The 16,776-nt window shown below is 45.5% G+C and carries 22 protein-coding genes; 5 read left to right on the forward strand and 17 right to left on the reverse strand.

All coding sequences use genetic code 11. The features are described 5' to 3' along the window. Window positions 1-8: 8 nt before the first annotated feature. The 6 genes from AB4114_RS01695 to AB4114_RS01720 form a co-directional block, all read right to left on the reverse strand. The gene (locus tag AB4114_RS01695) at window positions 9-245 is read right to left on the reverse strand and encodes a DUF4227 family protein (protein WP_441986830.1); all 237 of its coding nucleotides are present in this window, start codon (window positions 243-245) and stop codon (window positions 9-11) included. Window positions 246-304: 59 nt separating this feature from the next. Continuing rightward, a complete protein-coding gene (gene ald, locus AB4114_RS01700; RefSeq protein ID WP_441986831.1) occupies window positions 305-1,435 on the reverse strand; it encodes an alanine dehydrogenase in 1,131 nt (376 codons plus the stop codon). 276 nt (window positions 1,436-1,711) lie between these two features. Then, the gene (gene fur / locus AB4114_RS01705; RefSeq protein ID WP_441986832.1) at window positions 1,712-2,182 is read right to left on the reverse strand and encodes a ferric iron uptake transcriptional regulator; all 471 of its coding nucleotides are present in this window, start codon (window positions 2,180-2,182) and stop codon (window positions 1,712-1,714) included. Between the two features lie 105 nt (window positions 2,183-2,287). Further along, complete coding sequence (gene spoIIM / locus AB4114_RS01710; RefSeq protein ID WP_312886239.1) at window positions 2,288-2,929, reverse strand: stage II sporulation protein M; 642 nt, start codon at window positions 2,927-2,929, stop codon at window positions 2,288-2,290. 61 nt (window positions 2,930-2,990) lie between these two features. After that, complete coding sequence (locus AB4114_RS01715) at window positions 2,991-4,172, reverse strand: endonuclease Q family protein (RefSeq protein WP_441986833.1); 1,182 nt, start codon at window positions 4,170-4,172, stop codon at window positions 2,991-2,993. Beyond that, entirely contained in the window at window positions 4,173-4,727 is a 555-nt protein-coding gene (locus AB4114_RS01720) for an NUDIX hydrolase (RefSeq protein ID WP_441986834.1), read from the reverse strand. A 94-nt stretch (window positions 4,728-4,821) separates the two neighbouring features. Between AB4114_RS01720 and mciZ the strand changes: the two genes are divergently transcribed. Next, window positions 4,822-5,034, forward strand: a complete 213-nt coding sequence (mciZ, locus tag AB4114_RS01725; protein ID WP_441986835.1) for a Z-ring formation inhibitor MciZ — start codon at window positions 4,822-4,824, stop codon at window positions 5,032-5,034. Between the two features lie 45 nt (window positions 5,035-5,079). On the opposite strand, the gene AB4114_RS01730 is transcribed toward mciZ, so the two are convergent. Continuing rightward, window positions 5,080-6,210, reverse strand: coding sequence for a M20/M25/M40 family metallo-hydrolase (locus AB4114_RS01730; RefSeq protein WP_441986836.1), 1,131 nt, complete (start codon window positions 6,208-6,210; stop codon window positions 5,080-5,082). 72 nt (window positions 6,211-6,282) lie between these two features. Between AB4114_RS01730 and prli42 the strand changes: the two genes are divergently transcribed. Continuing rightward, the gene (prli42, locus tag AB4114_RS01735) at window positions 6,283-6,387 is read left to right on the forward strand and encodes a stressosome-associated protein Prli42 (protein ID WP_157276701.1); all 105 of its coding nucleotides are present in this window, start codon (window positions 6,283-6,285) and stop codon (window positions 6,385-6,387) included. A 4-nt stretch (window positions 6,388-6,391) separates the two neighbouring features. Here prli42 and AB4114_RS01740 read toward each other — a convergent pair whose 3' ends face one another. From AB4114_RS01740 to lpdA, 4 genes are all read right to left on the reverse strand, one after another. After that, window positions 6,392-7,726 (reverse strand): dihydrolipoamide acetyltransferase family protein, encoded by a 1,335-nt coding sequence (locus tag AB4114_RS01740; RefSeq protein WP_441986837.1) that lies wholly within the window; start codon window positions 7,724-7,726, stop codon window positions 6,392-6,394. A gap of 48 nt (window positions 7,727-7,774) precedes the next feature. Then, window positions 7,775-8,755, reverse strand: coding sequence for an alpha-ketoacid dehydrogenase subunit beta (locus AB4114_RS01745; protein ID WP_441986838.1), 981 nt, complete (start codon window positions 8,753-8,755; stop codon window positions 7,775-7,777). Between the two features lie 2 nt (window positions 8,756-8,757). Beyond that, complete coding sequence (locus AB4114_RS01750; protein ID WP_441986839.1) at window positions 8,758-9,768, reverse strand: thiamine pyrophosphate-dependent dehydrogenase E1 component subunit alpha; 1,011 nt, start codon at window positions 9,766-9,768, stop codon at window positions 8,758-8,760. 108 nt (window positions 9,769-9,876) lie between these two features. Beyond that, window positions 9,877-11,301: a dihydrolipoyl dehydrogenase gene (lpdA, locus tag AB4114_RS01755; RefSeq protein WP_441986840.1), complete on the reverse strand. Its 1,425-nt coding sequence runs from the start codon at window positions 11,299-11,301 to the stop codon at window positions 9,877-9,879. Between the two features lie 286 nt (window positions 11,302-11,587). Between lpdA and AB4114_RS01760 the strand changes: the two genes are divergently transcribed. After that, window positions 11,588-11,851, forward strand: a complete 264-nt coding sequence (locus AB4114_RS01760; RefSeq protein WP_056614619.1) for a DUF2627 domain-containing protein — start codon at window positions 11,588-11,590, stop codon at window positions 11,849-11,851. A 39-nt stretch (window positions 11,852-11,890) separates the two neighbouring features. Here the strand turns inward: AB4114_RS01760 and steA are convergent, their stop codons facing one another. Next, the gene (steA, locus tag AB4114_RS01765; RefSeq protein WP_441986841.1) at window positions 11,891-13,048 is read right to left on the reverse strand and encodes a putative cytokinetic ring protein SteA; all 1,158 of its coding nucleotides are present in this window, start codon (window positions 13,046-13,048) and stop codon (window positions 11,891-11,893) included. A 133-nt stretch (window positions 13,049-13,181) separates the two neighbouring features. Here steA and AB4114_RS01770 point away from each other — a divergent pair, with 133 nt between their 5' ends. Beyond that, the gene (locus AB4114_RS01770) at window positions 13,182-13,367 is read left to right on the forward strand and encodes a hypothetical protein (RefSeq protein ID WP_145655418.1); all 186 of its coding nucleotides are present in this window, start codon (window positions 13,182-13,184) and stop codon (window positions 13,365-13,367) included. Between the two features lie 60 nt (window positions 13,368-13,427). On the opposite strand, the gene AB4114_RS01775 is transcribed toward AB4114_RS01770, so the two are convergent. Together AB4114_RS01775 and AB4114_RS01780 are read right to left on the reverse strand one after the other, a co-directional pair. Next, window positions 13,428-13,607, reverse strand: coding sequence for a hypothetical protein (locus tag AB4114_RS01775; RefSeq protein WP_441986842.1), 180 nt, complete (start codon window positions 13,605-13,607; stop codon window positions 13,428-13,430). A gap of 309 nt (window positions 13,608-13,916) precedes the next feature. Further along, on the reverse strand, window positions 13,917-14,174 hold the full coding sequence (locus AB4114_RS01780) for a hypothetical protein (protein ID WP_441986843.1): 258 nt from the start codon (window positions 14,172-14,174) through the stop codon (window positions 13,917-13,919). Window positions 14,175-14,318: 144 nt separating this feature from the next. On the opposite strand from AB4114_RS01780, the gene AB4114_RS01785 reads away from it, so the two are divergent. Continuing rightward, on the forward strand, window positions 14,319-14,585 hold the full coding sequence (locus AB4114_RS01785) for a hypothetical protein (RefSeq protein ID WP_028554204.1): 267 nt from the start codon (window positions 14,319-14,321) through the stop codon (window positions 14,583-14,585). A 54-nt stretch (window positions 14,586-14,639) separates the two neighbouring features. Here AB4114_RS01785 and AB4114_RS01790 read toward each other — a convergent pair whose 3' ends face one another. The 3 genes from AB4114_RS01790 to AB4114_RS01800 all read right to left on the reverse strand — a co-directional run bounded on the left by AB4114_RS01790 (window position 14,640) and on the right by AB4114_RS01800 (window position 16,554). Then, the gene (locus tag AB4114_RS01790; RefSeq protein WP_056614631.1) at window positions 14,640-14,870 is read right to left on the reverse strand and encodes a hypothetical protein; all 231 of its coding nucleotides are present in this window, start codon (window positions 14,868-14,870) and stop codon (window positions 14,640-14,642) included. A gap of 72 nt (window positions 14,871-14,942) precedes the next feature. Further along, window positions 14,943-15,368 (reverse strand): hypothetical protein, encoded by a 426-nt coding sequence (locus AB4114_RS01795; protein ID WP_441986844.1) that lies wholly within the window; start codon window positions 15,366-15,368, stop codon window positions 14,943-14,945. An 85-nt stretch (window positions 15,369-15,453) separates the two neighbouring features. Next, the gene (locus tag AB4114_RS01800; protein ID WP_441986845.1) at window positions 15,454-16,554 is read right to left on the reverse strand and encodes an MBL fold metallo-hydrolase; all 1,101 of its coding nucleotides are present in this window, start codon (window positions 16,552-16,554) and stop codon (window positions 15,454-15,456) included. Window positions 16,555-16,776: the final 222 nt, after the last annotated feature.

Raw genomic sequence — 16,776 nt, forward strand, 5'->3', positions numbered from 1 at the left:
TTTTCGCTTTACTCACCGTACCAATAAAACAAACGCAATCGCTCACTCATTGAACTCGAATCAAAAGATACATGCTCGCTTTGTCCGAATACCTTAACGGATTTGCCTGTCGGCGCTTTGTACTTGTTCACAGGCTGAATCCAGAGAGATACGGCTAACAGAACTTGATATAAGATGACCGTCAACGCCACAAAAACCAAGATATACTGTAATCGAACAATTAATTTCCGATAGGAAAAAATCATAGCTCGTCCCCCATGTCTATTCCATGTCTTAGGAACAGAATATGAGACTCGGCCCACGATTATGACAGGTCAATTAATTTGGTATAAGGCATTCCAAGCGCTTCAGCAACCGCTGGATGTGTGACACTGCCTTTGTACGTATTCACACCTAGTTGTAACGTGTAGTTCTCTGCTAAAGCTTGTGTGAAGCCTTTATTTGCCAACTCCAATGCGTAGGGCAAAGTGACATTCGTCAACGCAAGGGTTGAGGTACGTGGAACAGCTCCTGGCATATTGGCGACCGCATAATGCAAGACACCGAACTTTTCATAGGTTGGATCACTATGGGTGGTTACACGATCAATCGTTTCGATGGAACCCCCTTGATCGACAGCAACATCCACAATGACGGCACCTGGCTTCATACTCTGAACCATCGCCGCTGTCACTAATCGCGGTGCTCTTGCCCCTGGAATGAGCACTGCCCCAATGAGCAGATCTGCCTTTTGGACTGCGCTCGCAATATTATACGGATTGGACATCAATGTACGGAGATGCCCTCCGAAAATGTCATCCAAAGCTCGCATCCGGTCAGCACTTCGTTCAATAATAACGACATTAGCACCAAGTCCTAGTGCCATTTTGGCTGCATTCGTGCCTACGATCCCACCGCCTAGAATAATGACGTCTGCCGGTGGAACGCCAGGAACACCGCCAAGCAGAATGCCGCGGCCGCCATAAAATTTCTCGAGATAGTGGGCTCCTATTTGTACAGACATGCGCCCCGCAACCTCGCTCATAGGTGTTAGCAAGGGCAGGGAGCCATTCGGCAGTTGAATCGTCTCGTAGGCAATACCAGTTACTTTCTTCTCTAATAACTGAGCTGCAAGATCACCAGCTGCAGCTAAGTGCAAATAAGTAAATAGAATCTGGCCTTCTTTGAAGAAGCCATATTCAGCAGGCAACGGCTCCTTTACTTTCATGATCATATCACTTTGCGCCCATACTTCAGCGGCATATGCGATAATTGTAGCGCCTTCTTGCTTATAATCCTCATCTGAAAATCCACTGCCAATGCCTGCTCCCGCTTCGACCAACACACGATGACCGGACATTTGAAGCATCCCTGCACCGCCTGGTGTCAAAGCAACGCGATTCTCATTGTTCTTGATTTCTTTAGGAACGCCAACGACTAGGTTTGGTTTCGACATATTCGCCACCTTCTTCCTTCGGTTCAAATATAGAAATTATATGTTTCACACGATAAACCGGCTATATTTCTAGATAAACGCTACCGTCCCAGTAGGACGGCGGATCCGTTTATTTCGATTCGTCTATAATGTACCCAGACTCMCTTTCCAATTATGTGACTTTAAGCTAACTCTTAGCTACTATTTAGCATATGAAGTAAACACAAAAATGCCTGTATGCAATTGTCTGCATACAGGCATTTTCATAAGTTGAATAGCTTCCTTGCGGCAGCTGGTTTAGTGGGATTTCTCCAATGTGTCCGGTTTCCCTCGTTCGTTGCATCGATAGCAAATACCTTGGAAATCAAGACGATGATCTAAGACTTGGAAATGAAACTCAGTCTCTAACCGTTCTTCGAAAGGTCCGAGCCAGTCTTCCATGATTTCATCTACGGCTCCGCATTGCACGCAAATTAAGTGATGGTGATGATGTCGTGAATTATCGTCACGTAAGTCGTAACGAGCCACGCCGTCGCCAAAATTCATTTTCTCCAAGACATGCAGTTCGCTCAGAAGTTCTAACGTACGGTACACTGTTGCTAGCCCGATCTCTGGCGCTTTATCTTTCACAAGCATAAACACATCTTCTGCACTAAGATGATCTTGTTCATTCTCCAGTAGAACGCGAACAGTTGCTTCCCGTTGAGGTGTAAGCTTGTACCCCTGGGATTGTAGTTGTTGTTTAATTTTCTCGATCCTTGCTTCCATATGCCTCCCCCTCAGAAAGGTGGGCATCCTAGCCCATTTTTAGCCACTCTTTTCATTATAGGGGGAGCTTGCTGACAAAGTCAAACACAATCACAATTCATTTCATTACCCATAAACCCCCACCAGCATTGGGGTTACCCATTTCATCATGTATTGGGAGAAGTATCCTTCTAATAAGGCAGCTGCTAAAAGGAAGCCTCCCATCACTAAAGTGATCGTTGTATATCTCATGAAGGGTTGGTAAATGTTACCACTCCGACTCATAATTCTATGCTTTATCATATATAGCGAGAATGACATCGCAGCCACGCTGCAGAATAATATCGCTGGTATAACGATCAAATTTTGAGGAACAACGGCCACAAGCGCAAAAAGCATCCCTTTCCACGACATCTGACCCACGAGGTAACCAACCGTGAAGCCAATCAGCACACCTTTTAGAAAATCCAAAACTAAGATCAACGGTAAACCTATAATCGACAAACCAAATAACCAAATTAATAATATCCACTTCATATGCATACCGAAAGCTTGACTAAACGATTGCTGGCTGTCGATTTCGATGCCTTCATTAATTTCATGAAAAAAACTGCCCAAATGGCGGGTCATTTCCGTCCTCTGTTCTAAGGAAAGCGCATTAACCATGACGGCACCGAAAACAACGCCAATAACAAAGAGCACAGAGACGAATATAAATAACGGCAAATTATCCTTCATATATTGTTTCATCGTTAAGTTCCTATTCACACTCGCCACTCCCTCCTTGTACAACCCCTACAAAGACAAGCTTATGAGTGAAAAAGTAAAACTATGAATGATTTTTCACTTTGCCATACTTTCCGCCGCCGCCAACTTCGAGATGTAAGGTCCCTTCTCGAGCACTCACAAGGTACGCTGCAATCTCGTCCCCAACGACACTAGCTAACGCCTCCGGCGTTGCATGGTGCAAGACCTGCATTTCCGTTCCGAAATGACTTAGCAATTGGTCCAGCTTCTTCGGCCCCAATCCTGGGATGTACTCTAAGGGGACTTGAAAATGATACGGTGGTCGATGCGCTGGCTGATAAGACATCTCCCGATCTGCAATCGCCATGATTCGGTCCATGACGCCGCGCACAATTTTGGCACTGCCGCAATTCACACAGCGTTCCACAGCCGTTTCGCCATCGTCTAGTACAGCTTCGCAGACGCTGCAATAGGTTCGATGATACTTGCCTAATCGCGAGTTCAGGCCATAGTTGGCTGTGACACCTCGTCCATCCTGACGTCGAAGCGCTTTAACTAACTCATCAAACGTTGGTGCAGCAAGTTTCATCTGGTTGTATTCACGACCTATTTTGGCCAAGGAATGGGCGTCTGAATTCGTTATATAGGTGAAATCATCCAGCTCAGAGATGTACCCAGCCATTTCTGAATCCGCACTTAGCCCGAGTTCAACGGCAGGTATCTGCTTCACATCAAGCAATTCGTTCATGCAGCTTGTAGCGCTGCCATAGACGCTTTTGTGCGGCGTGAAGATGTGCGCAGGGATAAGGATGCCTCCTCGGCCCAGTACCTCTTCCTGAAGGTCACGTGCAGGCACGTAGATGCGCTGAGAACTAAGCTCCACATTTTTCATATGCCGGCTCATCCATCCCGTAAACTCCTGCATCACTTGAAGGTTCGGCATATAGGCCAAAACATGTGCTGGACCCATACCAGGGTCTCTGACTTCAATTTCACTCCCCAGGATGATGGACGTATCCCGATACCGAATTCCTCCACCTTCGAGCTCTGCCATGTCTCCCTTATCCAAATACATCATAATCTCCTCTTGGACTGACGGAGAGTGCGTATCGATGATGGAGATCATCTCCATCCCTTTGCGGTTCGCAGCTTCATGGGCAATATTGAAAAATGTGAGATTATTCGCTGCGCTAATTTTGACAGCTTGACCTTTCTCCGTCCGGCCAATATGAATATGCAGATCAACATAGTAATCCTTCAACATTTAGATCTGACCCGTTAACTTATATAACTGCCAAGCATACACTGCCATGATCGTTTTGGCGTCACTGATACGTCCCTCATGCATATACTGCTGAGCTTGTTCTAAGGTGATCGCTTCACAATCAAGGAATTCGTCCTCATCCGGGTTCGCTGTCCCCTTTACTAGATCTTCCGCTATGTATAAATGGATAATCTCATCTGCAAACCCAGGCGACGTGTAGAAAGAGCTTACCAATCGTATGTTATCTGACTTATATCCGGTCTCTTCCTCAAGCTCACGCAAAGCCGCTCTCAAAGGCTCCTCACCGCTGTCGAGCTTCCCCGCAGGGATTTCCACCTGACTCTTCTCAAGCGGCTTACGGTACTGCTCTACGACGATCATCTTATCCCGTAGGAGCGGGATCACCGCTACTGCGCCTGGATGCTTAACGATCTCACGAGAAGCTGTTCCTCCATTGGGCAATGTCACTTGATCTACTTGCAGGGAAATTATTTTACCCTTGAAAATCATTTCGCTGCTTATCGTCACTTCTTCAAATTTCTTATGGTCCGTCATTCGTGCACCTCATCCTCATTAATTGGTCTAACTTGTCCACATGCCGCATATCGTTCATTATATCAAATATTTTCCTGAAAAGAGGGTCTGAGATATGAAGAGCTATGTGAGTGCCAAACAAATCCGACTTGTAGGTAAAGCCTGGGAGATCAAATATCTGCTTCAGCAAATGCTTCAACAAGGAGATCCGAAGATACCATTGGTTGATTATTTAGCAGGYATGAACATATCTCAGAAGACTTCATCACAAGGACCTTCACATAAACTTCGAATCATCCATGCATKAACAAAAACGAAAACCGATTAGCCGCGCCAGTTGGCGGACGAATCGGTTTTTATTTTGTTTCTGGAGCTAAACCTTAGCAGCTTCTTTCACAAGCGCCACGACGAGTTCAGCTGTTTTGACGAGATCCTTGATCGCAATGCGCTCTTTGACCGTATGAATGTCTAAATAACCAACGGCCAAATTCACAGTAGGAATTCCCATCCCATTGAAAACATTCGCGTCACTGCCGCCACCTGAGTGGAACGTGCTTGCTGTTAACCCTATCGTGCTCATCGCACGTGAAGTTAATTGGACAATCGGTGCAGAATCATCATGCATATAGGATGCGTAGACGATATCCGCATGGAATTCACAGGTCGTGCCCGCTTCTGCAGCAGCGGATTCGCAAGCCTGTTTCATCGCTTCGATCTGCGCTTCCAATTTGTGCTGAACAATACTGCGTGCTTCCGCTTCCATCTTCACTTTATCGCATACGACATTCAGCGGGCCTACACCGGAAAAGCTGCCAATATTAGCTGTCGTTTCATTATCGATTCTACCTAGTGACATGCGAGAAACAGCTTTGCTAGCCACTTGGATGGCCGAGATGCCATCTTCTGGATTTACACCAGCATGCGCTGTTTTGCCATGGAAAATGATTTCAATCTCTGCACGTCCAGGTGCCGCAGTAGCAATAGCGCCTAGATTTCCATTGGAATCTAACGCGAAGCCATATTCAGCTTCCATAGAGCTGCGTTCCATGGCACGAGCACCTTTCAAGCCGCTCTCTTCACCTGCGGTAATGACGAACTGAATACGGCCATGCGGAATGTTCTGTTCTTTCAGAACTTGAATCCCTTCAAGCATAGCAGCAATACCTGCTTTATCATCACTGCCAAGAATCGTGGTGCCATCAGAGCGAATATAACCATCCTCGCCAATTTGCGGCTTAATGCCATTCCCTGGAGCAACCGTGTCCATATGGCATGTGAAGAAAATGGTAGGAATCGCCGGATTGCTGTCTGTCGCTTCCAATGTGCAAATCAAGTTACCTGCACCATGTCCACTCTTGGACATCGATGCATCTTCGACAACATTTAGGCCATACTTGCCGAATTTCTCTTTGAGCACAACGCAGATCTCTTGCTCAAATCTAGTTTCACTATCCACTTGAACGAGGGAAATGAATTCTTGAACTAAACGATCTTGTTGAATCATGTACTTTCCTCCGATACACACTTTGAGTTACAATAAAACGGTACAAGCTTGGATGAAAAAGGAGTGAATCCCGTGCTACAGAATAAGAAATGGTTTAAAGTCGTTATTTACATTATGCTTATCGTTATGCTGTTATCCAGTTTATTGTTTACAGCCGGATTATTTTTCACGTCATAAAAAGTTAGTAAATTTTAGTATCCGCGTTGTAGCTTTCTAAATTTTCTTTCACTCTTTGTAGGAACCTTCCACAGATCACACCATCCAGAATCCTGTGATCGAGCGACAAACAAAGGTTAACCATGGAGCGCACCGCTATCATATCTTGAATGACGACAGGCTTCTTCACGATCGATTCGAACGTCACAATCGCCGCTTGCGGATAGTTAATGATTGGGTACGACAAAATCGAACCGAAGGAGCCTGTATTATTAACGGTAAATGTACCGCCAACCATATCCGTAAGAGCTAATTTCCCCGCACGCGTTTTCTTCGTCAACTCATCAATTTCCCTTGCAAGTCCTGCGATATTCTTTTGATCTGCTTTCTTGATCACCGGTGTCATAACGGAATCTTCCGTTCCCACAGACAAGGAAATATTAATGTCGCGTTTCACGATTATTTTATCAACAGCCCACACGGAATTAATAATCGGATAATCTTTGATCGCGTTAACGACAGCTTTCAGCATAAACGCGAGGTAAGTCAAGTTGATGCCCTCGCGGCGCATGAACTCATCCTTTACTTTGTTCCGCAGGACAACTAGATTGGTTACATCCACTTCGATCATGGTCCAAGCGTGTGGAATTTCGGTGACGCTTTGACGCATCTTCGTAGCAATCGCATTACGCATCGGTGTTACATCAATGAAATGTTCGTTTCGAGCATCCAGGTTGTGGCCTTCTGCTTCGATCAGCGGTGTTTGTGGACTCGCCGACAAATGGATACCCGAGCTGCGAACAGGCTGGTTAACTGGTTCTTCTGGGACAACAGATGCTGCTGCAGGCGATGCTGCTGAGACTACTTGAACAGCCGCAGGTGCCGCGTTAGCCCCACCTGATGCGATGAAGGTCTCTACATCCTTGCGCGTAATGCGTCCGCCAAGGCCTGTCCCTGCAACGCGTGACAAATCGACGCGGTTATCTTGGGCAAGTCTGTGGACCGCTGGAGAGAAGCGTCCACGCATGCTTTGATCCGCATCTTCGGACGCAACAGCTGTATCCGTGACAGCAACTGGCGCTGCTGAAGCCGCCGCTGAGGAGCTGACAGGTTCCTCAATGACACAAATCGCTTCACCAACGGCAGCCGTTTCACCGTCGCCGACAATAATTTTGATCAGCTTGCCCTCAATGGGGCTAGGCATTTCTGTATTTACTTTCTCTGTGAAAAGCTCACAAAGAACATCATATTGTTCAATATAATCGCCTGGCTTTTTCAGCCATTTGCCGATTGTAGCCGAAACGAGACTTTCCGCCAAATGCGGAACAGTAACCTCGGTGAGGCGGCCGGTTTGGTTCATACAAGTACCTCCTAATTTCGGAAAAGATCAACGAATAAGAACAACTATTTAGAATAAAGCAAGCTGACGCATGGCATCCTTCAACTTATCAGCATTCAGAAGGAAAAACTTCTCCATCGGAGGATTACTGCCAACGGCTGGCACATCAGGGCCGCATAATCTTGCGATCGGCGCATCTAACTCAAATAGCATTTCTTCCGCGATAATCGCAGATACTTCTGCGCCGACACCACCGGTCTTGTTGTCCTCATGGGTAATGAGTACTTTGCCTGTTTTTCTAGCGGCTTCTAGGATCGCATCGCGATCGAGCGGCTGCAACGTACGCAAATCAAGGACATGTGCCGAAATACCTTCCTTGGCCAGCTCCTCTGCGGCTTGAAGCACATAATTGACTACCATGCCATAAGCGATAACAGTAATATCCGTTCCTTGACGCTTGACGTCAGCTTTGCCGATAGGTACGATGTAGTCTTCTTCCGGAACTTCAGCCGATAATGCCAAGTAACACTTCTTATGTTCAAAATAGAGCACAGGATCGCCATCGCGAATTGCCGCTTTCAGCAGACCCTTGGCATCATACGGATTCGATGGTGCTACAATTTTCAGGCCTGGCGTACCGAAGAACACCGATTCTGGACATTGGGAATGGTACAAAGCACCAGCGCCTGTTGCACCATAAGGAGCTCGAATGACAATCGGGCAGCTCCAGTCATTGTTCGAACGATAGCGAATTTTCGCCGCTTCGCTCAGGATTTGATTCGTTGCCGGRAAAATAAAATCGGCAAATTGGATTTCGGCAATCGGCTTCATGCCATACATGGCTGCGCCGATGGCAACACCAACGATTGCGGACTCTGCAAGCGGCGTATCCATCACGCGTTCTTCGCCAAATAGATCGCGAAGTCCCTTGGTCGTGTTAAGAACGCCGCCTTTCCCTATGTCCTCACCTAAGACGAATACGTTGTCGTCCTGTTGCATTTCCTCCTGCATCGCAGAACGGATTGCTTCCAAATATGTTATAACAGCCATCTCTATTTGCCATCTCCTTCCGCGTAAACATGAAGAAGCGTATCTTCCGGCTTCGGATAAGGGGCAAGATCAGCATACTTCGTTGCATCATTGACTTCTTGCTTTTGACGTTCTTGAAGCGCTAGGTCTTGCTCTTCACTCCAAAGCTCACAAGCGATGAGATATTCCTTGAATTTCAAGATGCCATCCTTCTTGCGGTTCTCTTCGACTTCTTCCTTCGTACGGTACAACATATCGTCATCCGAGGTGGAGTGCGGCATAATGCGATAGCACAGCATCTCGATCAGAGTTGGACCTTCTCCGCGAAGGGCTCTTTCTCTTGCTTCTTTCGTTACGCGGTACATTTCCAAAACATCGGTACCATCGACTTGAACACCTGGGAAGCCATATCCAACCGCACGATCCGCGATTTTGCCTGCCACCTGTTTATGAAGTGGGACAGAGATCGCATACTGATTATTTTCACAAACAAAGATAACCGGCAGCTTATGTACACCTGCAAAATTACAGCCCTCATGGAAATCTCCTTGATTGCTGGAACCTTCTCCGAATGAAACGAAAGTAACGAAATCCTGTTTTTTCATCTTCGCTGCCAAAGCAATCCCCGCTGCATGCGGAACTTGGGTGGTAACAGGTGAAGATGCCGTTACGATATGATTTTTACGATCACCGAAATGGCCTGCCATCTGTCTGCCGCCGCTATTCACATCTTCCGCTTTACAGAAAATGGCGAGCATGAGATCCTTCACCGTCATTCCCACCGATAAAACGAACGCATAATCACGGTAATAAGGCAAGAAATAGTCTTTCTGAGCTTGCATCGCAAAGGCCATCCCAACTTGTCCGGCATATTGTCCCATACCGGATACGTGAAATGGAATTTTACCAGCGCGTTGCAGCATGAAGGCACGCTCGTCGAATTTAGTTGCAAGGCTCATAACCGTATACATACGTACGGCTTCATCATCGGATAATCCTAAACTTCTGTGCTTATATAGCTGACCAATGGACATGGAGTTTGCCTCCTTAGTGAGATTAAATGGCTACTAAAACTTAATACCTGGTCCTAGTACTTGACTCTATAAGCATATTATAAACGCAAACGTTTATGATTACAATTTTTATCCGCTAATTGCAATGCCATCCACAGCTAGCATCGCTTCACCCAAAGCTTCCGAAAGTGTTGGATGCGGGTGGATGGTCTGTCCAACCTCCCAAGGCGTTGCGTTCAACACCTGAGCTAGCGCTGCCTCTGTAATGCTGTTGGTTACTTGGGGGCCAATCATATGAACGCCGAGAATATCATTCGTGTCTTTATCTGCAATAACTTTCACAAAGCCATCGGAGTCCCCATAAACTAGAGCTTTCCCTATTCCTTTGAAACTAAATTTGCCAACTTTCACTTGGCGACCTTGATCCATCGCCTGCTGCTGGGTCCAACCAACACTGGCAATCTCAGGTCTTGTATAGGTACATTTGGATACAAGATGCGTTTGAATTTCATCTGGCTGATGACCAGAAATATGTTCTGCAGCCAGAATTCCCTCATGGCCGGCCATATGAGCCAGCATCAGTCCGCCGATGACATCACCAACCGCGTAGATGTGGGATTCCGTCGTTTGCATATAGCGATTGACGCGAATGACGCCTTTATCAATTTTGACATCCGTATTCTCAAGCCCCATCGCTTCGACATTCGCCACACGACCAACCGAAACGAGAACTCGTTCCGCGGATAGTTCCTGTACCTCACCTTGCTTGTCCACTTGCATCGTAACCATGCCATCTGCCACTTTCACAGACTCCGGGAGCACCTTCGTACCCGTCTCCACCTTAATCCCACGTTTCTTGAATAAACGTTCTAACTCTTTGGACACATCTGCGTCTTCTAAGTTGACTAAACGCTTATCAACTTCCACGATCGTTACTTCCACGCCAAAATCGTTTAACATCGAAGCCCATTCAACACCAATGACGCCACCGCCAACAATGATGATCGACTTCGGCAGGCTTTCCATCCGCAGTGCATCTTCGCTAGTGATAATTGAAGTACCGTCTACTTCTAATCCTGGCAAACTGCGCGGTCTAGAGCCCGTCGCAATTATTAAATTGCTTGAAAGGAGCGTTTCAATATCACCATCCTCCTTCTCAACTGAAACAGCACCGCTGCGCGGCGAGAAAATCGAAGGTCCAATAATGCGTCCATTGCCATGGTGAATCGTAATCTTATTCTTTTTCATCAGAAATTGAAGTCCTTGATGCAGCTGATCGACAATTCGTTGCTTGCGTCCTAATACTTGGTCAAAATTCAGCGAGATGGATTGAGCTGTGATGCCATAATCCTCGCTATGTTTCATCGCGGCAAACACTTCTGCACTTCTAAGCAAGGCTTTACTTGGGATACAGCCCTGATGCAGGCACGTACCGCCCATTTTATCGCGCTCAACGATCGCCACTGTCTTCCCAAGCTGTGCTGCACGAATTGCTGCGGTATACCCGCCGATTCCGCCACCTAATACCACGACATCATATCTATGTTCATTCATGTATGTAAGCCTCCTATGAAACAATTACTTGTTATATGTATACGTGCGTATCTATTATATTACCCTTTTTTGGGATCGAAGTCATAGTCTTATTTGTGAGAAAAACTTCTATCGAAGCAATTCGAGGATGAGCGACCGCGTTTTAAATGTTGTTTTTATCGCCAATAAGAATTTGTTTTTCCGAGCACCGGAAACTTATAAAATCTTATGCGGGGAATTAGACACGCTAGCGGTTTCGGGGTATGATGTTAGAAAAAACATGTTTCATGTCCCATAAGGAGTTACTATGAAAGCACCCTTTTATCGTTTTATAGCTATTCTACTTCTCGTTATTCCTGGAATAACCGCTACTTATGGCTTTCTCGCAATGAAAGATGCCTTTTTCGCACAATTTGATACCGTTGCTAATAGCGGTATGTTATGGGGAAAATTCTTCTTAGGCTTGGTACTGTTTCTGATCGGTGTTGCCTTTATTGGCGGCTGGACCTTTTTCAGAGATCGCAAGCGAAACTATTTAGCTCCACGATTCAAACCAAAACGCAACAAATAGACCGGACAATGCGTCCGGTCCTTTTTTTCGAACAAGCCCTCATTCTACGCCAACAAGCTTCCACACGACATGACTCGCTCGTTTAAGTATCCAATGCAGCTGAAATAGACTCAATCCAATGAAAACACAAGATAGACCAACAGTGGAAAGCACTTCTCTCCGCCACCCCGTTGGCTGAAGTGTTAGCGCTTGTAAGCTTTTTATATCTACGAGGCGAGCTCCGATTTTCATTCGAACAAGCAACGCACTCCCCATATTTGCTAAACCTTTGGCTACAAAATCACTCATATACGATTGTACGCCGACGGTAACCAGCCATTCTCCACCTTTTTCATAGGCTAACAATAGAGCAGCATCCTCACTGTTCCCAATACAGGGCAAGACATGATAATGCTTAGTTAGACCACTAGGCGAACACTTGTCAAGGATTCCTTGAGGATCTGGGTAGGTGTGGACAATGATTTCTGCACCACTTTTCCACACGCGATTCGAAATTTGATCTGCATCACTAACAACGACATCGGGTTGATAGCCGCTAGATAATAGCACATCTGCACCTGCACCCACACCAAGTAATATCGGCTTAAACGCCGTTATAAATCCACTAGCGGCTTGCAGATCCCTCTTATTCCCTTTTCCATTGGACACTACTAAAATGTGTTTACCCGTGAATTGTGTGCGCAGCGGCAAGTGGGGTAAAGACTCTCTGACAGCTTGCTTTTCTCGCATGGCAAAGGCCAACGTGTGTTCAATAAAGGGCTCCCACCGTTCACTCGCCAGCTCATGGGCAGCCCGTTGTGCTATCAACCAGTCTTCTCTCGTAAATTGCTTGCATGGGACTGATTGACCGGCCACATGGATCGTATCATGATAAATGATCATTTCTACTTCGTGTAAAAAGATTTCAGCATAAACGGCATCCACTTCAATAATGGGGATATGCTGCTGCAACAATAAAAGCGGACCTTCCGTCGGGCATACACCACTCATGGCTTGCCCACAATGAACGATGGCTTTCACTCTTCGAACTAACAGTTCTTGTGCCTGTTCTTCCTCCATATCACTCTGCGAAAGCACGAGTATACGACCGCTTGAAAGCTGTTCAAACGTTTCAAATGAACCTGTTATCTTAGCTATTTTCCCTTTGCAAATTAGGTTTGGCTTTGTGGCAAATAAAGATAAAGATGACCAATTCATGGTTAGACACCTAGCTTTCCTAACGTCGTCTCATGGCCTATCTAATTTACCCGATTCCACAAAATTCTATGTATATTTTAAGCTTTGAATGGCAAGCATTGGTTTATATTCGTAAAGAAAGGAGAGGACATCTATGGAGCTAAACATGAGCGCAGACGAAGTGTTAGGCCAAATTGTACAGCTTCACAGCACAGGGGAATCGCTAGCCAAAAAAAATGTGAAGAAGCTGCATCCTGATCTTATGAAAAACGCCCTGTATTACTACCCAAGCTGGGAACATGCTTTACAGAAGACCGGAGTAGGCACCATCGTTCACTAACATACATAGGTTGTACACTAATGCTCCGTGGGGTAGTTCCCTACGGGGCTGTTTTATGTCTTACTCATCAAGAACTTCCCACTCCACTTGAACCATGCGATCAACCCAAGTTCGAATTTTCACTTCGATCGCTTGCTCGATCTCTTCGTCTGTCATTTCACCAAGTTTATACTCGGCAATTTCGAGCACATCTGTTTTCTTCGTTTCGCCATCTATCGCTAATTGGATTTGAATACGCATGTCGTTCACCCTTTTTCATTATCATCTAAACTTTCCATTGCCTCTTCCACATCACCTGTTACAATAGAAGTATACACACTACAAAAAGAAAAGAGGAATCACGATGTCCCGATCTCAAGCTCAAAAATTGCGTCAACGCAATCTGCGTGAAGGCAAGCTGGATCCTATGATGCAGCGATTGCATTGGCACGGTACGAACCCCGTAACCCGAACAACACCAACACGAACAGAACTTCAATACAAACAACAGAATAAACACAAATCAAGGAATTTGAGCCATACTCATGAACATGGCGATAATTCCTTTTCTTATTCTGGGTCTTCAACTTCTCGAATGGAAATCCCTTGTTGAGCTGCGTAATGAATCATTTCTTCTTTCTCAGTTGGGCGGAAATGATATTTGCAATCAAACCCATTGAAGAATAACTGCCAATGCCTAACAACCCCTTGATTGTCGACCTCAAGCTCTGCCACATATAAAGAATCAGGCTCATCCTCGAACTGTAAACCGATGTGAATGAATGTCTGACCTTCTGAAATTTCTTGTTCACAATAGTCCATGATCATGTCCAGATGACCTCCTATTGAATAAAATCTTTTTTATTTATATAATATACTAATGCAACTGAGCAAACAAAGCGAAAAGCATGTTAATTTATGAATTTGCGATGTGGAATGTCTAGCTGAGCAAACTCTTAGGAGGAAATACATATGGCCTACGATCCGCAGGTAGTTGATGCAACAATAGTCAGTGATAATAAAAAGAACGGACTTTTCGAGGTTGTCGTTTCCTTGAAAGACCGCAACAAATGCCGTCTTTTCTTTGAAAGAGATGCTGAAACTGGCATCGGCCGCGTAACGGACTTGAATCGTTTGATGAAAGAACCTTGCCCAATTTGCCGCAAAGATTACCTATGCAATTGCCTTGATCGCTACAAGTTCTCCATCGCTGATCAAGCTTTAACGTTCATTAAGTAATTGGCAGGAACATGAGAAACCCCCTTAGCTGCATTGGCTAGGGGGGGTTCTTGTTTATTCGTAGATAACACGATAGAGCCCCTCTAGCAAGCTCTGGTAATTTCTTGGATCATATGAAATCTCCGCAAAGGATACTTGAATGACCTTATTACTTGTTTTCACAATAAAAAAACTTTCTAAGCTATTCTCAGCATCAATATATGTGTAGCACACCAACTGACTGCTGCCTGTCTGTTTGCGTAGAAATGCCGTCGCTTCTTCACTCTCATTCGCGAACTTAGGCATACTTCCACCTCCTAAGCACAATTCACTTCACTAGATTCAGCAGATCACCCTGTCTAATTACCCATCAGGTAATTAGGATTGGGATGTCTTCTTCCTCTTCAATGCCAAATATCCACCTAGGAGCGATACCGGTACGATGGCTACTAAACCAATCAGTTCGTACCATAGTGGGATTACATCCTGTGTTAATATCGAATCAAACCCAATCCCTGCGCCAATGACCCCAATGATCGCTGCGTTGAATAGTTCGCCTCGTTTGGCAACCTTCGCTGTGAAATAACTAGCTAGGAACGTCCAGAACAAGCCAACGACCAGAAATAAAAGTAAGAGAGCTGCATTTGAATAAATTGCATTTACATCTTGATCTTCCAACGGCCGGTTAGCAAAATATAGACTACCAATCACTCCTGACGATAACATCGTCCCGATATTATCAATAGCTATTCCTAGCACAACCGCTAGAAAATGAAATTTTCGTACACTTTTTTGTTCCGACATAGACTTATCTTCTCTCCTGCTCACATCTGACTATTAACCTATCCATAATACCATGTGAAATCCCTAGTAGCTAGTTCAGTACGATCTATGACTGTACCCACCAATTCGCTTTCGGATAGGACTGCACATCGGATCCCTTTATAATAACGGTCTGTCCGATAGGTGGCGTGACCATCTGAACCCCTTTGGCCTCAGCAGCCTTCGCGGCGCGGGTCACAGGATCATACCAATCATGGATCGCTAGTGTGAAGGCACCCCAGTGAATCGGCAGCATCACCTTCCCTCTTACATCCAAATGGGCTTGAACCGTTTCTTCCGGCATTAAGTGAATATCCGCCCAACGCTCATCATATTGCCCACATTCCATCAAGGTTAGATCGAAAGGTCCGTATTTATCCCCAATTTGCTTAAAATGAGGCGTGTACCCGCTGTCGCCGCTGAAAAAAAGGCTGGTGTTCTTGCCTTTGATCACCCATGAGCACCATAAGGTCGCCCCGCGATCATTCGTACTGCGTCCTGAGAAGTGATTGGCAGGCGTACAAGCCAGCTCCAGCCCTTCAAACGACATTTCCTCCCACCAATCATGCTCCTCAATCTTGTCTGCTGGAACTCCCCAGCGGATTAAATGAGCACCTACACCTAGTGGGACAAAAAACCGTTTCACTTTATGTTTTATTTTCATAATCGAACCATAATCCAAATGATCATAATGATCATGTGATAGAAGGACAGCATCAATCTGCGGGAGCTCTGCAATCTCAAATGGGATTCCGCCGCTGTATCTATTTTTGCCTACCCACGGAAATGGTGAAGGCGTTCTACCAAACATCGGATCAAGCAGCAAGGCTTTCCCATCGATAGTAAGCAAGGTAGCCGAGTGTCCGAACCAAGTGACGCTAGTATCACCATTCACGCTAAACTGTGGCTTCTCCATTGGTAATGGGGACTTGGGACGTCGGTGTGGGCTTCCTTTGATCATATCACGCAAAATCCCGAGCGTTGTTCGAAAGCTCATATTCATCATCGCTGGGACTGGATTTTCGAACTTGTTTTGCGCATATTGCGGAGACTGAGCGAACCTTCGAATATCACCTTCAGAAGGTCTGCGACCGAATACCGGATACAGTTTCATAAAGAGGACATACACACCAATCAAAATCACAATGATCACTATCGTCAATAACATTCTCGTTTCCTCCATGCTTCTAGTTCCGCTTACACGATCTCTTGTTGAAAAGAATAAGCTACGATGTAATAACGTAACAACTTATCCCTTGGTTCCAATTTTTCATGTTGCCCCTTCCCTACCCAAATTTATATCAGAGGACAGGGACATTAGCACAATCAGTCGTTTTGCCCAAACATTCCTCAGAAATAGTCATAAGCTATCTCGAAACACCAAATATCC

It is taken from the genome of Paenibacillus sp. 2RAB27 (assembly GCF_052115445.1).
Classification (GTDB): Bacteria; Bacillota; Bacilli; order Paenibacillales; family NBRC-103111; genus Paenibacillus_E.